At 53.4% G+C, this 18,024-nt stretch carries 19 protein-coding genes; all 19 read right to left on the bottom strand.

Translation table 11 applies throughout. The features are described from left to right. Window positions 1-2: 2 nt before the first annotated feature. The 19 genes from PV433_RS12830 to topA all read right to left on the bottom strand — a co-directional run bounded on the left by PV433_RS12830 (window position 3) and on the right by topA (window position 17,868). Window positions 3-224 (bottom strand): flagellar FlbD family protein, encoded by a 222-nt coding sequence (locus tag PV433_RS12830; protein WP_332072505.1) that lies wholly within the window; start codon window positions 222-224, stop codon window positions 3-5. A 91-nt stretch (window positions 225-315) separates the two neighbouring features. Continuing rightward, window positions 316-1,137, bottom strand: a complete 822-nt coding sequence (locus tag PV433_RS12835) for a flagellar hook-basal body complex protein (RefSeq protein WP_190927925.1) — start codon at window positions 1,135-1,137, stop codon at window positions 316-318. Window positions 1,138-1,252: 115 nt separating this feature from the next. Continuing rightward, on the bottom strand, window positions 1,253-1,639 hold the full coding sequence (locus tag PV433_RS12840) for a TIGR02530 family flagellar biosynthesis protein (RefSeq protein WP_190927923.1): 387 nt from the start codon (window positions 1,637-1,639) through the stop codon (window positions 1,253-1,255). Between the two features lie 12 nt (window positions 1,640-1,651). Continuing rightward, complete coding sequence (locus PV433_RS12845) at window positions 1,652-2,071, bottom strand: flagellar hook capping FlgD N-terminal domain-containing protein (RefSeq protein ID WP_332072506.1); 420 nt, start codon at window positions 2,069-2,071, stop codon at window positions 1,652-1,654. Between the two features lie 28 nt (window positions 2,072-2,099). Then, window positions 2,100-3,572, bottom strand: a complete 1,473-nt coding sequence (locus PV433_RS12850; protein ID WP_332072507.1) for a flagellar hook-length control protein FliK — start codon at window positions 3,570-3,572, stop codon at window positions 2,100-2,102. Window positions 3,573-3,626: 54 nt separating this feature from the next. After that, window positions 3,627-4,550 (bottom strand): MotE family protein, encoded by a 924-nt coding sequence (locus tag PV433_RS12855; RefSeq protein ID WP_332072508.1) that lies wholly within the window; start codon window positions 4,548-4,550, stop codon window positions 3,627-3,629. Between the two features lie 37 nt (window positions 4,551-4,587). Continuing rightward, on the bottom strand, window positions 4,588-5,028 hold the full coding sequence (gene fliJ, locus PV433_RS12860) for a flagellar export protein FliJ (protein WP_332072509.1): 441 nt from the start codon (window positions 5,026-5,028) through the stop codon (window positions 4,588-4,590). 4 nt (window positions 5,029-5,032) lie between these two features. Beyond that, window positions 5,033-6,352, bottom strand: a complete 1,320-nt coding sequence (gene fliI / locus PV433_RS12865; RefSeq protein ID WP_332072510.1) for a flagellar protein export ATPase FliI — start codon at window positions 6,350-6,352, stop codon at window positions 5,033-5,035. Further along, window positions 6,345-7,193, bottom strand: a complete 849-nt coding sequence (locus PV433_RS12870) for a FliH/SctL family protein (protein ID WP_332072511.1) — start codon at window positions 7,191-7,193, stop codon at window positions 6,345-6,347. The genes fliI and PV433_RS12870 overlap by 8 nt, the downstream gene beginning before the upstream one ends. Beyond that, complete coding sequence (gene fliG / locus PV433_RS12875; RefSeq protein ID WP_190927910.1) at window positions 7,186-8,202, bottom strand: flagellar motor switch protein FliG; 1,017 nt, start codon at window positions 8,200-8,202, stop codon at window positions 7,186-7,188. Before fliG ends, PV433_RS12870 begins: the two co-directional genes overlap by 8 nt. 12 nt (window positions 8,203-8,214) lie before the next feature. After that, a complete protein-coding gene (gene fliF, locus PV433_RS12880) occupies window positions 8,215-9,801 on the bottom strand; it encodes a flagellar basal-body MS-ring/collar protein FliF (RefSeq protein WP_190927908.1) in 1,587 nt (528 codons plus the stop codon). A 91-nt stretch (window positions 9,802-9,892) separates the two neighbouring features. Continuing rightward, a complete protein-coding gene (gene fliE, locus PV433_RS12885) occupies window positions 9,893-10,201 on the bottom strand; it encodes a flagellar hook-basal body complex protein FliE (protein ID WP_190927906.1) in 309 nt (102 codons plus the stop codon). 28 nt (window positions 10,202-10,229) lie between these two features. Beyond that, a complete protein-coding gene (flgC, locus tag PV433_RS12890; protein WP_190927904.1) occupies window positions 10,230-10,679 on the bottom strand; it encodes a flagellar basal body rod protein FlgC in 450 nt (149 codons plus the stop codon). 3 nt (window positions 10,680-10,682) lie between these two features. Further along, window positions 10,683-11,087: a flagellar basal body rod protein FlgB gene (gene flgB / locus PV433_RS12895; RefSeq protein ID WP_190927902.1), complete on the bottom strand. Its 405-nt coding sequence runs from the start codon at window positions 11,085-11,087 to the stop codon at window positions 10,683-10,685. A gap of 225 nt (window positions 11,088-11,312) precedes the next feature. Further along, a complete protein-coding gene (gene codY, locus PV433_RS12900; protein ID WP_332072512.1) occupies window positions 11,313-12,092 on the bottom strand; it encodes a GTP-sensing pleiotropic transcriptional regulator CodY in 780 nt (259 codons plus the stop codon). Between the two features lie 36 nt (window positions 12,093-12,128). Next, window positions 12,129-13,526: an ATP-dependent protease ATPase subunit HslU gene (gene hslU / locus PV433_RS12905; protein WP_332072513.1), complete on the bottom strand. Its 1,398-nt coding sequence runs from the start codon at window positions 13,524-13,526 to the stop codon at window positions 12,129-12,131. Between the two features lie 26 nt (window positions 13,527-13,552). Further along, complete coding sequence (gene hslV / locus PV433_RS12910) at window positions 13,553-14,092, bottom strand: ATP-dependent protease subunit HslV (protein ID WP_190927896.1); 540 nt, start codon at window positions 14,090-14,092, stop codon at window positions 13,553-13,555. Window positions 14,093-14,345: 253 nt separating this feature from the next. Beyond that, window positions 14,346-15,674: an FADH(2)-oxidizing methylenetetrahydrofolate--tRNA-(uracil(54)-C(5))-methyltransferase TrmFO gene (trmFO, locus tag PV433_RS12915; RefSeq protein WP_332072514.1), complete on the bottom strand. Its 1,329-nt coding sequence runs from the start codon at window positions 15,672-15,674 to the stop codon at window positions 14,346-14,348. A gap of 82 nt (window positions 15,675-15,756) precedes the next feature. Further along, a complete protein-coding gene (gene topA / locus PV433_RS12920) occupies window positions 15,757-17,868 on the bottom strand; it encodes a type I DNA topoisomerase (RefSeq protein ID WP_332072515.1) in 2,112 nt (703 codons plus the stop codon). Between the last annotated feature and the right edge of the window lie 156 nt (window positions 17,869-18,024).

An 18,024-nucleotide genomic window follows, 5' to 3' on the forward strand; every position in this document is an offset into this window, starting at 1 on the left:
GACTACGAGCCCTCCGGGACAATATTCTTAGTAGCTACCCTGATCGATCCGGCCTGTTGCATGTAGGCTTTCACCATGCTCACCACGTCCGATACCGTTTCGGTTACGATGAATTTTTTGCCCGTAGTCAGCGTAATGAGCGTATCCGGGGTTTCTTCAATCGTTTCGATCAACAAAGCGTTGATCGTCAGCTTACTGCCGTTCAACCGCGTAACAGGTATCACAAGGTTCCCTCCCGAGATATTGCTTGCTTCATCCACGGTCAAGCGCAAAGGGGAAGAAAAAATCCCCTTCGACGCTCTTCCGTGTTTCAAATTAACGTTTTAGGCTTAATATTTCTTGAAGCACTTCATCCGACGTGGTTATGATCTTGGAGTTGGCCTGGAAACCGCGCTGCGCTACGATCATTTCCGTAAACTCGCCGGTCAGGTCGACGTTCGACATCTCCAGCTGGCCGGAGATGATGGCGCCGGTGCCCGTCTCCGGATCGTTAGGAATGGAGAATACCATATCTTCAAGCGAAGCGTTTGGCGTCATACGATACAGGTTTCCGCCCATTTTCTCAAGTCCCGCCGGGTTAAGCACCTTCACAACGGCGAGCTGCATGCCGTCGATCGGCGCCGAAGTACCGTCTACGTTTACACCGACAAATTGGCCGTTTTGATCGATAGAGAAAGCTGTAGTTTCAGCCGGATCGATTGCAGCCAGCGGCGCTCCGTCAGCCCCTACAACCCGGTACCCGTCCGCCGTCACTACTTGTCCTGCGGCATCCACCTTGAAGTTACCGTCACGCGTCAGGAATATTCCGCCGTCTTCGCCTGCCTGTACCGCAAAAAATCCGTCTCCGTCGATCCGTACGTCGGTTACGACGTTCGTTGTCATTGCACTACCTGGAGTATGCAGCGTGTCGATCGCGGCCAGCGTTACTCCGAGTCCGATTTGCTTGGCGTTGATTCCGCCGTTGCCGTCAAGCGGAGCCGTAACGCCGGCGACCGTCTGACTTAAAATATCTTTGAACATCGCGCGGCTGCCTTTAAAACCGATCGTGTTTACGTTGGCGATGTTATTTCCGATGACGTCCAGCTTCGTTTGGAAGCCTCTCATCCCGGAAACGCCAGAGTACAGGGATCTTAACATGCTCGTTCCTCCTTGAGAACTGTAAGAGCCATAGTGGGTATTGCGTTGTTTGTCCGAGCCGCTTCAAGCGGTCCGCGGCCCGCGGGCTTCCGGATAGGGCCAGCCCGGAATACGATTATAAAATGACGGCACTATCGATCTGAGTAAACAAGTTATCTCTCATCGCATCGCCATCGATGGCGGTCACGATCGTTTTGCTTTTGACGTTCACGATCATCGCCATACTGTCCATCAACACTAGCGATTCTTTGGCGCCTTTGGCAGCGGCCTTGTCGATAGCCGACGATAGTTTAGCCAACTGCTCCGGCTTCAGCTCAATCCCCCGCTGCTGCATGCGCAGACCGGCATGGTGGCTGATGCGGACAAGGCTGTCCCGGAACACGTCCTGAAACGATTTCGTTCCAGCTGGGAGCTGTCCGGTATTCGGTTCAACGCGTTTAGCGGGTGCTGCCGGCGGAATCGCATTCGGATATAAATGTCCGACCGTTATTCGATCTGCCATGGCAAATCCCTTCTAATTTTTAATCTCGACAATGTTCTCAAGCTGGACATCCATATTGTCGACTACGGCAAACTGTTTGCCGTCCTTGATCTTGATCGACTCCACCGTACCGGATTTCATTTCCTGCTCTTTACTTGCATTCGTGTGCGTCCAACTGATCGACTTTCCGATCAGCGAAGAGCTGAACCCGATCGACTGGCGCAGCAGTTTCATCTCGCCGGCCATATTGGTGAGCTGCTCCACCGAAGTGAATTGCGCCATCTGAGCGATAAACTCTTTATCCTGCAGCGGCTGGGTTGGGTCCTGATTGGACATTTGGGCGACCAATATTTTAAGAAAATCGTCTCGTCCTAAATTGCTGCTTCCCGTTTTTTGTTTCTCAACCGCATTTTTGTAATAATAGGTTCCCATCGATACGCCAACGTTGGCCACCCGGATTTCCTCCATTTTGGTGCTGCTTTTATGCTGTGACGTCGAACGATCCGTCTGCAGACTGCGATTTGCGTTCCGTTACGCCTTCCAGCTCAGTCAAGAAATCGACCGGCTCCTGTTCGAAGTCATCCGGTTTTCCTTTGCCCCGGCGATCGGATTGCTGGGACTGCTGCTGTCCGCGCGAATCCTGGAACAAGCCCGGATATTGCGGGTTCGTTTGCGCCACTTCCAGTCTCTCAACCTGCAGCCCCTGCGTAATCAGCAATGTTCTTAGCTGCGACAGCTGGCTTTCCAGCATTTCTTTGCCGTGCGCGGTATCTGCCATAAACTGGGCGACGATATGACCGTTTTGCATCGTAACTTTAACATCGACTTGTCCAAGGTGTTCCGGCATCAGCGTAAGACGAACTTCCGACAATCCGTTGGCACCGGACACTTTCATGCTTCGAAGTACTTGCGCCATCTCATCCGCAAACCGATCCGCATGCACTACAGGTTGCGATTGCTGGGCAGGCTGCTGGTGTCCGGCCGGCTGACGCACCAGATGATTCATCTGCTGCACAGGCGAACCGTTGTCGATGCCTTCCTCCGGTATTCTCGTCTCTGCCGTCATCGGATCAGAAGCAGATTCTTTTCCGGATACGATAGCGCTAAGCTGGTTCTGAACGCCTGCTCGCGCAGCGATTTCCTCCAGACGGCTTCTTACTTCCGCGCCGCGCACCAGAAGGTTTGCCGCAGCCGCCAATTTTACGCCAGCGCCGTCATTTGCCGTTTCCGTCTGTCTGGAGCGGCTATGCTGCGCGATTGAAGGTTGTACGACGGTCTGAACGGTACCAGCGGAAGATGCTCCGACGGTTGACTGCTGGGCTGAACTCGGCATGTCCCCGGCCTTCATCGGGTCCTGACCATTAGCAGCTTGGACGACAGGGGCGAGCAGCCGCTCGAACGCTTGCACGACATGCGCGATTTCCGGCTGATCCGGATTTTGCTTCATCAGTTCTACGAGTGTCTCGAAAGTATGTATCCATGATTTCGCTTTGCCGTTCTGTCCAGTTAAGGAGTCACCTGGTTGCACCAAATCGTCCGGCAACACATTTGTTTGCTGTACGTCCTCGCTAGGCTTCCACTGTTGAATGACCGCTTGCGCCAGTTCCATAAGCGCCAACAATCCGGCCAACAGTTCCTCCTGTCCTTCCAAAGCGGTATCCATGTCCATCGTTCCAAGCCATTGGAGCAACAGGTCGCCGGGAAGACTCGCCTCGCCTTCGGCGGCTTGCGAAGCTGCCAAACCTGCAAGCAGATCGCTGGCCATCATGTTGGACTGCACCGGAGCTCCTGTACCGTTCTGGCCAAGCAGAGCTTGTACGAGCGTACCTGCAAATGGTGTACTGCCTCCCGCGTCGCCCGTACCGGCTCCCGCTGCAGCTTTGGCGGCTATTGCGCCATTCTGGGCCGCTCCGCCTGACGGCATTGAGGTGACCAAATTAAAAGGAATGCTCATATAAGTTTCACCTCCTTTCCTTAGAAGGTCATCGGCTCCTACCGCGTCGCTCGGCTATTCGCTAAGCTTCGCGCTTAACGCGGCCGCCGTCGGCTTCGACGAATCGGATATGGCCGCCAGCACCTTGGCTCTTCCGACGCTGTCCATCGATTTCAATATATCGACAACCCTGGCCGGGTTCGCTGTGTTCATCTCGATCAGAATCGCAGCCGCGCTTTTGGGAACCATTTGCGAGAAGGTTTGGCCGATATCCTCCTTCGTAATCGAAGGCAAAGCTTTTTGCTGTTCCTGCTTATTGATGTCGAGCCGTTCTTGAAGGGCTGCAATCTGCACGTCTTTGGCCGGAATAACATCCTTCATCTGGATCGACGTTTCGGCGGCTACGGCCGGATTCATCCTCTCCAGCACTTTACCGCGGTCCGCCGTCCTCATCTCGCCTAATACGAGCGCCCGCTCCTTCAAGGTCATCGCTTCGAGAATCGGAGCCGATTTGCTGGGCATCATACCGGCATAGATGGAGGCGAGCTGTTGAATCTGCGCCCGGTATTCCTCGTCCGTCTGCGTTTTCGACTTTGTCCTCTCCTCCGCCGCTTCAAGCTGCGCCTTTAAATCCTGGATCGTCTGGTCTTTTTGCTGCGACTGGCTGTTAGCTGCCTGAAGATCGGCCTGCATCTGCGCGAGCTGGGATTTCAGCTGTTCGATCGAGGCTGCTTCTCCGGCGGCATTAGCCGTCCCTGCCGATCCGCCCGCCGTCGCATCCGAAGGAAGCGTGATCCGCTCTTTCGTTTTCGGGTCCGGAATGAACGTCTCCAGAACGGGCACTTTGTTCGCCGCCTTCAGAATGCCGTTCATAAAGCTGGAATCGAACATCGCGAACAAAACCAGAAGCAGGACGATCGTAAAAATAATCGGCGTAGCGAAAAACAAAAACCGTTCGAAAGCTCCGTACGAAGATTTTTCCGTGTCCGTATTCGCCATGTAGAGGAGCCTCCTTTCCGCTTATCGGGTAACACGTTCAAATCGTCTGGAATCGGCGGTTCAGCGCAAGCTCGTCCAATTCATCCTGTTCTTTTTTCAGAACGAAGGCGGTGAATTGGGATTGCGCTTTTTCTTTCGCTTTCGTCCATACTTTTTCTTCTTTTAGCTTCTCCGTTAAATATTGCTGTTTCTCCGACACGTTGGCTTGCGCACGGCCGACGTCCTCGCATTTGGAATGGATTTGCCGATCCAGGTGCTGCAAGTACAACTGCAGCATTTGCATTTGCGAGATCGTCGTCTTGCGAATGGAGGCCTGCTCCAATTCGGCGGCAAGCCGTCCTTGCTCCGCTCTCAGCTCCGACAGCGCAAGCTCCTCCCGCTGCAAATCGGCGATCGCTTCGGACAGCATCCATTCGGCCTGTTCTTTTTGGTTCGTTTTTAAATCGACCAGCTTTTGCAAAGGATACCGGAATCGCATGACCTCAACCTCCGAAATGTTCGATTAATTGGTTTAATGCGTCTTTGTATCCAACTTTTTCACTTGTTTTTTGCTGAAGAAAATCCCATATCGACTGGATGTTGTCTAAGGATAAATCAATTTCCGGATTTGACCCTCTCTGGTACGCCCCGATATTGATTAAGTCTTCCGAATCTTTGTAAATGGAAAGCAAGCGTTTCAACCGGTCGGCCGCATTCGTCTGCTCTTCCGGCACGATCTCCTTCATACAGCGGCTGACGCTGGCCAGTACGTTAATCGCCGGATAATGACCTTTATGGGCAAGACTGCGGTCCAGCACGATATGACCGTCCAATATTCCCCGGACCGTATCCGCGATCGGTTCGTTCATATCGTCGCCGTCAACGAGCACGGTGTAGAAAGCGGTGATGGAGCCTTTTGGCCCTGTGCCTGCTCTCTCCAACAGCTTGGGCAAGTTGGCAAATACCGACGGCGTATAGCCGCGGGTCGCAGGCGGTTCGCCGATCGCCAGTCCGACTTCGCGCAGCGCCATCGCGTAACGGGTGACGGAGTCCATCATCAGCATGACGTTCAGACCACGGTCCCTGAAGTATTCGGCGATGCTGGTCGCGATCAACGCGCCTTTCATCCGGATCAGGGCCGGCTGGTCGGAAGTAGCCACCACCACGACCGAGCGGGCTAACCCTTCCGGACCGAGGTCGCGTTCGATAAAATCGAGAACTTCGCGGCCGCGCTCTCCGATCAGACCGATGACGTTTACATCGGCGGACGTATTGCGGGCAATCATCCCCATCAAGGTGCTTTTGCCGACGCCCGAACCTGCGAAGATGCCGACACGCTGGCCTTTTCCGAGAGTAAGCAGCCCGTCGATACAACGGACGCCGACACTGATCGGCTCCTGGACCCGCGGCCGCTTAAGCGGATTGTTCACCGAGCTGTTGGTCGAATAATGCGCCATACGGGTCGGTAAAAAAGATCCGTCCAGCGGCTGGCCCAACCCGTCTAGTACTTTTCCCAGCAGCTCGTGACCCGCTTGAACGGTAAGCGGTTTGCCCGTGCTGACGACATCGCAGCCGGGACCGATCGAAGTTAATTCCCCGAGCGGCATAAGAAGCACCTTGTTGTCGCGGAAGCCGACGACTTCGGCTTTAAGGGGCTTGGCCGACTTGTACGGGTAAATGTAGCACACATCGCCGACACTGGCATCCGGTCCCTCGGATTCCACCGTCAGTCCGATGACTTGGGTTACTTTCCCGTTCACGCGAACCGGATCGATATGACGAAGCTGCTCTACATATTTGGCAACATCTGGAACGCTATTCATATTTATCAGCTCCTTCGCTACTAAGAGCAACGTGAGCCACATGCTGTAATCCTTTTTTGATCTCGTCCAGTTGGGTATCGATCCGGGCGTCGATGCTGCCGAACGAAGAACGGACGACGCAACCATGATCCCGTACGGTCGGGTCCGGAATAATTTGCAGCTCCGCCTGTGAATCGATGGCCAGCATAAGTTCTTCTCTGGCATCCAGGACGAACTGGAAATGGTCCGGCGAGACGCAAAGCGTAATGATTCCTTGCTCCCTGCGGCGCATCAGAACTTTTCGGATCAGTTCAATCGACCATTGCGACTCGAGCGATAACTGCCTTCCGATAATCTTCTCGGCGATCGAGCAGCTTAGCTCAATCAGAAAAGGTTCGGATTCCTGGATCAGCTGGTGCTTCATCCGAACGGCGCTCTCAATAATCGACTGAGCTTCACTTAGCATCAATTCGTATTGCTGGCGCATCGCCGCTTCGGCCGTTTCCATGCCTTCCCGGTACCCTTCGTCCCGGCCCGACTCGCAGCACTCGGCGATCAGCCGCTCATCTTCGGAACGCCGCTGCTGCCACCAGCTTTCGATCTCGGCTGTCGCTTCGCTGCGGAGCTTTTGCGCTTCTTCCGATGCTGCAGTTACGACGGAGTCGGCATACGCTTCGGCATCGCGGATGATCCGCTCTTTCGCTTCGAGTGCGGCCGCTTCTTCAGCCGATATGCGCCCCTCATCTGCGGATTCCGCATCTAAACTTGGATCCGGTTCGGAAATTGGCGCGGAAAGTGAAACCTGTATCAACTTTTTATCGTCTATAGGGATATACTGGGTCGCCTTAATGACGTTAGACAATGATATCGTCTCCTCCGCCGCGAGCGATAATGATTTCTCCCGCTTCTTCCAGGCGTCGGATCGTAGCTACGATGCGGGTTTGCGCCTCTTCGACGTCGCGAAGCCGGACAGGACCCATATATTCCATCTCTTCGCGGAACGTTTCCGCCATTCGTTTGGACATATTCCGGAAAATGACTTCGCGAACTTCTTCGCTGGCGACTTTAAGCGCAAGCTGCAGGTCGGCATTCTCGATATCCCGAATGATCCGCTGGATCGAACGGTTGTCGATATTGACGATATCTTCGAATACGAACATCCGCTTTTTGATTTCTTCGGCAAGTTCCGGGTCCTGAATTTCGAGCGAATCGAGAATCGTCCGTTCGGTACCGCGGTCTACACCGTTTAATATCTGAACGATCGCCTCGATGCCGCCGGCCGTCGTATAGTCCTGAGTTACAGTAGAAGACAGCTTCTGCTCCAGCACACGCTCGACCTGATTAATAACTTCGGGCGACGTGCTGTCCATCTGGGCGATCCGTTTGGCGACGTCGGCCTGTTTGTCCTGCGGCAGGGAAGATAGAATAATGGCCGCCTGGTCCGATTGAAGATAAGATAATATAAGTGCAATCGTCTGCGAATTTTCGTTTTGAATGAAATTCAATATTTGAGCCGGGTCCGCTTTGCGGGCGAAGTCGAAAGGACGTACTTGAAGCGTCGCCGTCAGCCGGTTAATAATGTCCATCGCCTTCGAGCTGCCGAGTGCTTTCTCCAGAATTTCCTTGGCATATTGAATGCCGCCCTGCGAGATGTATTCCTGGACAAGACAGATTTGATGAAATTCGGCTAGGATCGCTTCCTTTTCCGCACTATCCACCTTTCTTACATTGGCGATTTCAAGCGTCAGCTGCTCAATTTCTTCTTCGCGCAAATGTTTAAAGATTTGGGCGGATACTTCCGGCCCGAGGCTAATCAATAAAATGGCAGCCTTTTGTCGTCCTGTTAAGCCTTGCTGGACCGCTTTCGCCACGGAAGTCCCCCCTTAATCATCTACTAGCCAAGTGCGCAGCAAATTTACGAACTCTTCCGGCTTTTTCTTCGCCAGACCTTCAAGCTGCTTGCGAACCTGGTTCTCGTTGCCGACCGTTTCGATATCGATCGTCGGCATCTCGACCTTCGTCGGTGCCGGCAATTCTTCCTCGACATAATCCAGCTCTTTTTGCTTTCTGCGGCGGAGCATATACCCGGCGGCTCCGGCAAGCGCCATCGCGGCCAACCCGATTCCGCCCCACATCCAATAATTAATACCGGCTTGCTCGGTCGCTGCCGTCGCTGCGAACGGCTGGGCGAACAGCGTTACTTTTCTGGCAATCTCCTCGGCCGTATACGTCTGACCGCTATCAGCAAGCGATGCCGATACGATGCTTGCCAGCGTCCGTTGGATGTTGTCTCTCATTTCCTGTGTCAAGGAGTTCGGATCATCTTTGATCGGCGGTTCGATGCCGACACTAATCGACAAATCTTTAACGACAAACGGACTGGATACGATATCGTTCGTAATCCGGTTCACTTCGAAATTGACGATTCGGTTCGTTTCTTCCGACTGCGATTGTCCGGCCGCATTTTGCCCGCCTTGATAGGTCGGAACATCCGTCGTACCTGTCCCCGGCACTCCGCCGTTGGCCGCTCCGGAATTGGTGGCCGACTTGTTGTTCTCTTGCAGGCTGATTTCGATTCCCCGGTTGTCTACCGTATTGACCGGCGAAACCAGATTTTGCTTGCTTGTTTTTTGATCGAAGTTAAGAGTGGAGATTACGCTGACAACGACTTTATTCGGAGCGTAGATTTTGCCCAGAAGACTCATTATGTTTTTTTGCAGCTCGTTCTGGAACTGATTTTTCACCTGGAACTGCTGTTGAATTTGTCCGGCCGCTCCCGCAACCGCCCCGTTCGTCTTGGAATAAGGCAGCGGTTCCCCGTTCTGGTTCGAGATAGTAATATTCTCATATTTCAGTTTCGGAATCGTCTTGGCGACCAGATTATACATCGTATCGATCTGGGTTTGATCGAACCGGTACCCGTTCTGGATGTTCAGTACGACCGATGCGGTCGATTCCTGAGGGTCCGTCGTAATAAACGCCGTTTCCTTTGGTACCGTGATCAACACCTTGGAACTGGCTACCCCGTTGATCTGGTTAAACATTTGCTGAATTTCGCCTTGTACGGCATTGATCAGTTTGACGTTAAATTCGTTATCCGACATCCCGAACGTATTGCTTCCGGCAAATGCCGCATAACCGAGCGATCCGCTGTTATTCAGCCCTTGCGATTCTACCTCCAGCTTGATCGATGCCGCTTGGCTGGCCGGAACCGCGATCGTTTTACCGTCGGCGCCTAATTGATAGGGTACTTTCGAATCATCCAAATATTTTTTAATGCTCGCCGCATCGTTCGGCTGCAGGTTGGAGAACGCCGTGACATATTCGGTTTTTGATAAATTGACGGAGGTCAATATAATTACCGCGATCAGAATCACGACGGTACCCAGCACCATAAACTTTTGATTTTTGCTCAGCTGCTTCCAATACTGAGTCGTTTTGTCTCGATATTGGACAAGTGTTTCGTTCACTATGTCACCCCGTCCGGGAATCTGCTGCGATTGCTGGTGTGTTTCTGAATGCTTCTATGAAGTTGGCAATCTTTCATAAATCTATGTACGATCAGATCTGTGTTCTCATAATCTCCTGGTAAGCTTCAATAACTTTGTTGCGCATTACGACCGTCATTTCCAGACTAAGGGCTAACTTCTCGGCCGCAATCGTCAGTTGGTGCGCATCGGCGATCTCTCCGACGATAAATTTATCGTTGAGCGTCTCCACAGTTGTCTGCTGCTTGTTCAGGTTATTCATAGCATCGTTCAGAAAAGAGCCAAACTGTTTGCCGATTTGAGCCGCTCCAGCTTCGCCGTTTGTTTTGTCGCTTAAGGAAACGAGCGGTTTTTTGGGTAAAAAGCCAATTTGTTCGATCATGCAGCGTCCCCCCGATTAATGAAATCATCTATTTCCCGATCTCCAGCGCTTTGGAGACCATTGCTTTCGTAGCATTTAGAGCCGTGACGTTCGCCTCATACGAACGGGTCGCCGACATCAGATCGACCATCTCTTTTAAAATATCGACATTCGGCATCTGCACATAACCGCGCTCGTCGGCATCCGGATGAGTAGGATTATATACCTGCTTGAACGGGGCCTCATCATCGAACACCCGGGATACTCTCACCCCTTCGCCCGTCAAATCCCGCATCGACTGATTCAAGTATTGCGAAAAGGGTGCCTGCTCCTTCGCTTCCATCGTTACCATTTTGCGTTGATAAGGCACCCATCGGCCGTCCACCAGCTTGCCGCGGGTCGTATCCGCGTTCGCCATATTCGAAGAGATGACGTCCATCCGAAACCGCTGGGCGGTTAGAGCGGAAGCGCTAATGTCGAAGCCGTTAGTCAATTTCACTTATCATCTTCCTCCATTCAATGCGGTTCTGTAATGCTTCAGATCGGAATTGACCTGGCCTACGATAACGTTGTAACGAAGCTGGTTTTTGGCGAGCAGCGCCATCTCGTAGTCGATATCGACGTTGTTAAGGTTGTTGTTCATCAATGTTGTTTCGTCTGTGACTACTTTCGGAGCGACCGGCGCCGCCGGAACCCCGATCGGAATGTGCCGCGGATCGGTCCTTCGGCCCTGGAGACTGTTTTTTATCAATTCCTTCTCCAGAAGCTCCTCGAACTGCACATCGGACCTTTTAAAATAAGGCGTGTCGACATTTGCCACATTGTTGGACATCACTTTTTGTCGAAAGGAGGCGGCGTCCAACGTACGTTCCATTAGCCCTAGGCTCGGAGTGTCCCAAAAAGCCATTCCATTTTACCCACTTTCCCGTGAAAAGTTTTATGTAATGTTATTCTTCACGCCTTTGTCGATTCCTTCTTTATTCGACTTCTTTACTAAAAAAAATAAAGAATTTGTCTAAATTTGTTGCATACGAACCATATATATATTCTATCTATACCGAAAAGTTTACAATAAGCAAAAAGCCCTATCTTTAGGAAGACAGGGCTGTTTTTATGGCGTCTGCCGGCCGCTTTACGCTCTGGCGTTGGCTACGCTTTGGACGAGCTGTTCATTTAATATTTTGATATAGGTCCCCTTCATCCCAAGCGAACGCGTCTCGATCACTCCCGCGCTTTCCAGCTTGCGCAGCGCGTTCACGATCACCGAACGGGTAATTCCGACTCTGTCGGCGATTTTGCTTGCGACGAGCAGTCCCTCTTTTTCCTTCAGCTCTTCAATAATATGATCGACGGCCTCCATCTCGCTGTACGATAAAGAGTTGACCGCCACTTGCACAGCCGCCTTCGTACGCGCGTCCTGCTCGATTTCTTCGGCGTGCTCGCGCAATATCTCCATGCCTACAATGGTCGAGCCGTATTCGGCCATAATCAAATCGTCGTCGATAAAGGAATTGCCGCTGCGCGTCAGCACAACCGTACCGAGCCGGTCTCCCCCTCCGATGATCGGGATGATCGTTACGTGAGAATTGTCGAAAAATGCATTTATTTTTTCGGTAAACATCTGATAAGGACTGTCGGTCTCCCCGTTCGAAGATGTCTCCTCGATTCGTTTCAACACATTGTTATATTCTTCGGGCAGCCTGCGGTTCAGTACGATCATCTCGTGCATCGGCTCCGACAACGGCTCGCCGGTCGTCGCGTATCCGAGTATTTTGCCTTTTCGGCTGATGACGAACACGCTCGCCGCAATCAGATCCCGCAGCACTTCCGACATCTCCATAAAGCTGACGGCATTGCCGGCAGCCTTCTGCAGCAATCGGTTCAAACTTCTTGTCTTGCTCAGTAAACTCATAGCGTAAGCCTCCCGGTGTATTGCAGAACATGCGCCCTACAAAATGTATTGGCTCAGGTCGCGGTTCTGCGCGATTCCAGCCACTTTCTCTCGCACGTACTCGGGCGTAATTTCGATATGGTCAAGCGTGATGTCCGGCGCTTCGAACGACAGATCCTCAAGCAGCTTCTCCAAAATCGTATGAAGTCTTCGCGCTCCGATGTTGTCCGTATTCTGGTTGACCTCCGCCGCGATTTTGGCAAGCTCCGCGATCGCTTCGTCCGAAAATTCGACACGAATGCCTTCGGTTTCAAGCAGCGCCGTATATTGTTTGGTCAGCGCATTTTGCGGTTCTTTCAAGATTAGAACGAAATCGTCCTGGGTCAAATTCGTCAGCTCGACGCGGATCGGGAACCGTCCCTGAAGCTCGGGGATCAGATCGGACGGCTTGGCGATATGGAACGCGCCTGCGGCGATAAACAGCACGTAATCGGTTTTCACAGGACCGTACTTGGTCATGATCGTCGAACCTTCTACGATAGGTAAAATATCGCGCTGCACGCCCTCGCGGGAAACGTCGGGGCCGCCCCCCCGGCCGGAGCTGGCGATTTTATCGATCTCGTCGATAAAAATAATGCCGGTCTGTTCCGCCCGCTTGACCGACTCCTGCACCACTTCGTCCATGTCGATCAACTTTTGCGCTTCTTCCTGAATCAGCGCCTGACGGGCTTCCTTGATCGGCAGCTTGCGCTTTTTCGTCCGTTTCGGCATCAGGTTTCCGAACATTTCCTGCATGTTCATCCCCATCTGCTCGTTGCCTTGCCCCGCGAACATATCCAGCATCGACGGCGCGGCATCCTCCACCTCGATCTCGATCATCTGCTCCTCCAGCTCTCCGCGGCGCAGCTTCTCCTTCGCTTCCTGACGGCGCTGGATGATATTGTGATCGGTCTCTTCCTTCTCGGCAGCCGGCTGCTGCTGGGAACCGCCGAACAGCATCTCCAGCGGATTGCGCTGCGACTTCGGAGGAGTTGAGGACGGTACGAGAATCGCCACGATTCGTTCGTTAGCAAGCTGTTCCGCTTTATCTTTCACGGTTTCCGTTCTCTCTGCCTTGACCATGCGGATCGACGTTTCCACGAGATCGCGGACCATCGATTCCACGTCGCGGCCGACGTATCCGACTTCGGTGAACTTGGTCGCCTCTACTTTGACGAACGGCGCGCCGACCAGCTTGGCCAGACGTCTGGCGATTTCCGTTTTGCCGACACCGGTCGGACCGATCATCAAAATATTTTTCGGGACGATCTCGTCCCGCATCGATTCGCTGAGCAGACTTCGGCGGTACCGGTTACGCAGTGCGATCGCCACCGATTTTTTGGCTTGCTTTTGTCCGACGATATACTTATCAAGCTCCGATACGATTTGTCTGGGCGTCAGAGCGCGATTGTTCATGGAAGTCCCTCCCGGTTATGGCGCGATTATATTTCTTCCACAATAATGTTCCGGTTTGTAAATACGCAGATGTCGGCAGCCGTTTCCAGCGATGCCTTGGCGATCTCGTTGGCGGCCAGATGCGGGGCGTACTGTTTCAAGGCGCGTCCGGCGGCCAGCGCGAAGCTCCCCCCGGAACCGATCGCAAGAATACCGTCGTCCGGCTCGATAATCTCGCCATTCCCGGAAATAAGCAGCAGGCTTTGCGAATCCATGACGATCATCATCGCCTCCAGCCTGCGAAGCACCCGGTCGGAGCGCCAGTCTTTGGCCAGCTCTACGGCCGCGCGAAGCAAATTGCCCTGGTGTTCCTCAAGCTTCGCCTCGAATTTCTCGAACAACGTCACCGCGTCCGCCACGGAGCCTGCGAATCCGGCTATTACTTTGCCCCGGTACAAGCGCCTTACTTTTTTGGCTTTCGACTTCATCACCATGCTGTTCCCGAACGTCACTTGTCCGTCTCCCGCTATGGCGCCTTTACCTTCATGCCTGATGGCAAATATCGTAGTCGCGTGAAAGTCACCCACCGTGATCCCCCCTTATCTGTGCTAACCTGTATACCGCTGCTATGTACGTTCAGGTCCATAACGGCTTCGGCCGGTATTTCCATTTGCCGGAAACGTCGGAACCCGTATAAACGGCAGGAAACAGCACCAAATGTTCGATCTGCTGCTGTTTCCCGTATTTTGCTAAAGGTTGTCGTCTGAATTGAAACGAGCTTGCAGCTCCGAAAATGGGTTTCACTTATGAAAACATGTTCATCGTACCATAGCGGAGCTTTTACATACAAGTCAAATTGTGTACATTATATGAAAAATTCTGAATTGTTTGCAGCGCGCGTTCGGCAAGCAGCTCGTTTTTACGTTTTTTGTCGCGAATTTTCTCTCCAAGCGGAGGAAGCAGACCAAAATTGGCGTTCATCGGCTGGAAATGTTTCGGGTCGGTAGTCGTAATGTAATGCGCCATACTGCCAAGGGTCGTTTCCGGCGGCACTACGACGCATTCTTGTCCGAGCGCCATCCTCCCTGCATTGATCCCGGCAATCATCCCCGAAGCCGCAGACTCCACGTATCCTTCGACCCCGGTCATCTGTCCGGCGAAGAACAGATCGTGACGGCCTTTAAACTGGTACGTCGGATGAAGCAGCTTGGGCGAGCTGATAAACGTATTGCGATGCATGACGCCGTAGCGGACGAATTCCGCGTTCTCCAGACCGGGGATCAGCGAGAACACCCGCTTCTGCTCCCCCCACTTCAGATGGGTCTGGAAGCCGACGAGATTGTATAACGTTCCCGCCGCATTGTCCTGGCGCAACTGAACGACGGCATACGGCAGCTTGCCGGTATGCGGATTAACCAGTCCGACGGGCTTCATCGGGCCGAACAGCGCCGTTTGCTTGCCACGTCTGGCCATCACCTCGATCGGCATGCAGCCTTCGAAATAAATCTCTTTCTCGAACTCTTTCATAGGCGCCGTCTCGGCACTGATCAGAGCATCATGAAAAGCGTCGAACTGCTCCTCCGTCATCGGGCAATTCAAATAAGCGGCCTCCCCTTTGTCGTAACGGGAAGCCAAATACACTTTGCTCATATCGATCGAATCTTTGTCCACAATCGGGGCGGCCGCATCATAGAAATACAAATATTCTTCACCCGTGAGCCGCTTCAGCTCGTCTGACAAGGACGGGGACGTCAGCGGACCGGTCGCCACCACCGTAATCCCTTCCGGCAGCGCCGGCAGCTCTTCATTGCGGACTTCGATCAGCGGATGATTCCGCAGCGTCGACGTCACCTCACCGGAGAAGCCGTCACGGTCAACCGCAAGCGCGCCTCCGGCCGGAACCGCATGTTTGTCGGCGCAGCTCATGATGAGGGAGTTCATCCGGCGCATTTCTTCTTTTAATACCCCTACCGCATTCGTCAGTCCGTTGGCCCGCAACGAATTGCTGCATACCAGTTCGGCGAATTGATCGGTGATGTGGGCTGGCGTTTTGCGGACCGGCCGCATCTCGTACAACACGACCGGAACGCCCTGGCTGGCAATCTGCCAGGCTGCCTCGCTGCCGGCCAGGCCGGCGCCGATCACCGTTACTTTGCTAGCGTTAGTCAATGGTAGCTCCTCCTGTTATCACGATCCGCGCTTTACCTGTCCAAGCTCTGCCGCATCATGGCAGCAGAGCTCGGGGATTCCATCAATCCGCGTCGGTATCGCCGTCGCCGTCCGTTTGCTGCATCTCTTCCTTGTATCCGCAATCCGGACATTGAAGGTGGGAGCCGGATTTGGCGTACTTCTCCACCAGCATGGTGCTGCAGTTCGGGCACGGCTTGCCGGACGGTTTATCCCAGGAGACGTAATCGCAGCCCGGATACTGGTCGCACCCGTAGAAGATGCGCCCTTTTTTGCTTCGCCGTTCGACGACATTGCCTTCTTTGCATTTCGGGCAAGTAACGCCAACCTCTTTGACGATCGGCTTCGCGTTCCGGCAGTCCGGAAACCCGGAACAAGCCAGAAACTTGCCGAATCTGCCCATCTTGATGACCATGTTGCGACCGCACTTCTCGCACAAGATGTCGGTTACTTCGTCCTGGATCTCGACTTCCTTCATTTCTTCCTCGGCTACTTCAAGCCGCTTCTCGAACGTAACGTAAAATTCGTCCAGCACCTTGACCCAGTCGACCTTGCCTTCTTCGACAAAATCGAGTTCTTCCTCCATATGGGCGGTGAATTCGACGTTTAAAATTTCCGGGAAAAATTCCGCCATCAACTGGATGACCAGGTCGCCGAGCTCCGTCGGGACGAACCGTTTCTCCTCCATCGCGACGTAACCGCGCTTCTGAATCGTCTCCAGCGTCGGCGCATACGTGCTCGGTCTTCCGATTCCCATTTCCTCCAGCGCCCGGACCAGTCGTGCTTCCGAGTAACGCGGAGGCGGCTGCGTAAAATGCTGCTTCGGCTCGATTCCTTGGTTGCCCAGCTTATCGTCCGGTTGAAGCGGCGGCAAAAACTTGTCGTCCTCGTTCGTACTGCCGTCGTCGTTGCCCTCCACGTACACTTTCATGAAGCCGGGAAACTTCACTTTGGAGCCGGCGGCGCGGAACGTCACATCGCCTGCCTTTATGTCGACCGTCATCGTATCCAACACGGCCGAAGCCATCTGGCTGGCGACGAAGCGTTCCCATACCAGCTTGTAAAGACGAAACTGATCCCGGCTCAAATACCCTTTCATTTCCTCTGGCGTTTTGGCTACGGACGTAGGCCGAATCGCTTCGTGAGCGTCTTGGGCGTTGGCTCCCTTTTTTAAATAAACACGCGGCGTTTCCGGGTAATAATCCGCTCCGTAGGCTTGCTGTATATATTCTTTGGCTTCTTCCTGCGCAACTGGCGAAATCCGGGTCGAGTCGGTACGCATGTACGTGATCAAACCGACCGTGCCCTCTTTGCCGATATCGACGCCCTCGTACAACTGCTGCGCCACCTGCATCGTTTTGGCCGCCCGGAAATTCAGCTTGCGGGCCGCCTCCTGCTGCAAGGAGCTCGTAATGAACGGCGGCGCGGGATTGCGCTGACGTTCCTTCTCCTTCACTTCGCTGACCGTGAACGTCTCCTGTTCGATCCGTTTCAGGATGTCCTGAACTTCGGCTTCGCGGTTCAGCTCTTTCTTCTCTCCGCCGATTCCGTAAAATTTCGCCTCGAACGCCGAACCGTTCACATCCAGCATCGCCGTGATCGACCAATACTCTTCCGGAACGAAAAGCTTGATCTCGTTCTCGCGGTCGATAATAAGCTTTACGGCGACGGACTGCACGCGGCCGGCCGAAAGTCCCTTCTTTACCTTTTTCCACAGCAGAGGGCTGATTTTGTAGCCCACAAGGCGGTCTAAGATGCGGCGCGCCTGTTGAGCGTTCACCAAATCCATATCGATAGGCCGCGGCTGCTTGAATGCATCCTTCACTGCTTGTTTCGTTATCTCATTAAAAACAACACGACAAGGCTCCTTCTCGCTCAGTTCGAGGTAATGCGCCAAGTGCCAGGCGATCGCCTCCCCTTCGCGATCGGGGTCAGCCGCTAGATAGATGTTTTTCACTTTGCGGCTTGCATCTTTCAATTCTTTCAGAACGGAGCCTTTGCCCCGGATCGTTATATATTTCGGTTCGAACTTGTTTTCAACTTCGACGCCGATCTGACTTTTTGGAAGGTCCCGGATATGGCCCATGGACGCTTTCACGATAAACTTGCTTCCCAAATATTTGCCGATCGTTTTTGCTTTTGCGGGTGACTCCACAATGACTAACGAATCCGCCATAGGCTCGCCGTCCTCCCCTCGTAAGTGGCTGTTCCATTGTATGCGTATGCCCGGACCGTTCGTCACCGCCGCTATAAGAGGTTGTTCAAAAAGTCCACTTTTGATCACGAGGCCGATCAGGAAGCCTACTCGTCATCGAATATGGAATTCAGCCGG

The organism is Paenibacillus sp. GYB004, assembly GCF_036577605.1.
GTDB lineage: Bacteria > Bacillota > Bacilli > Paenibacillales > NBRC-103111 > Paenibacillus_AB > Paenibacillus_AB oceani.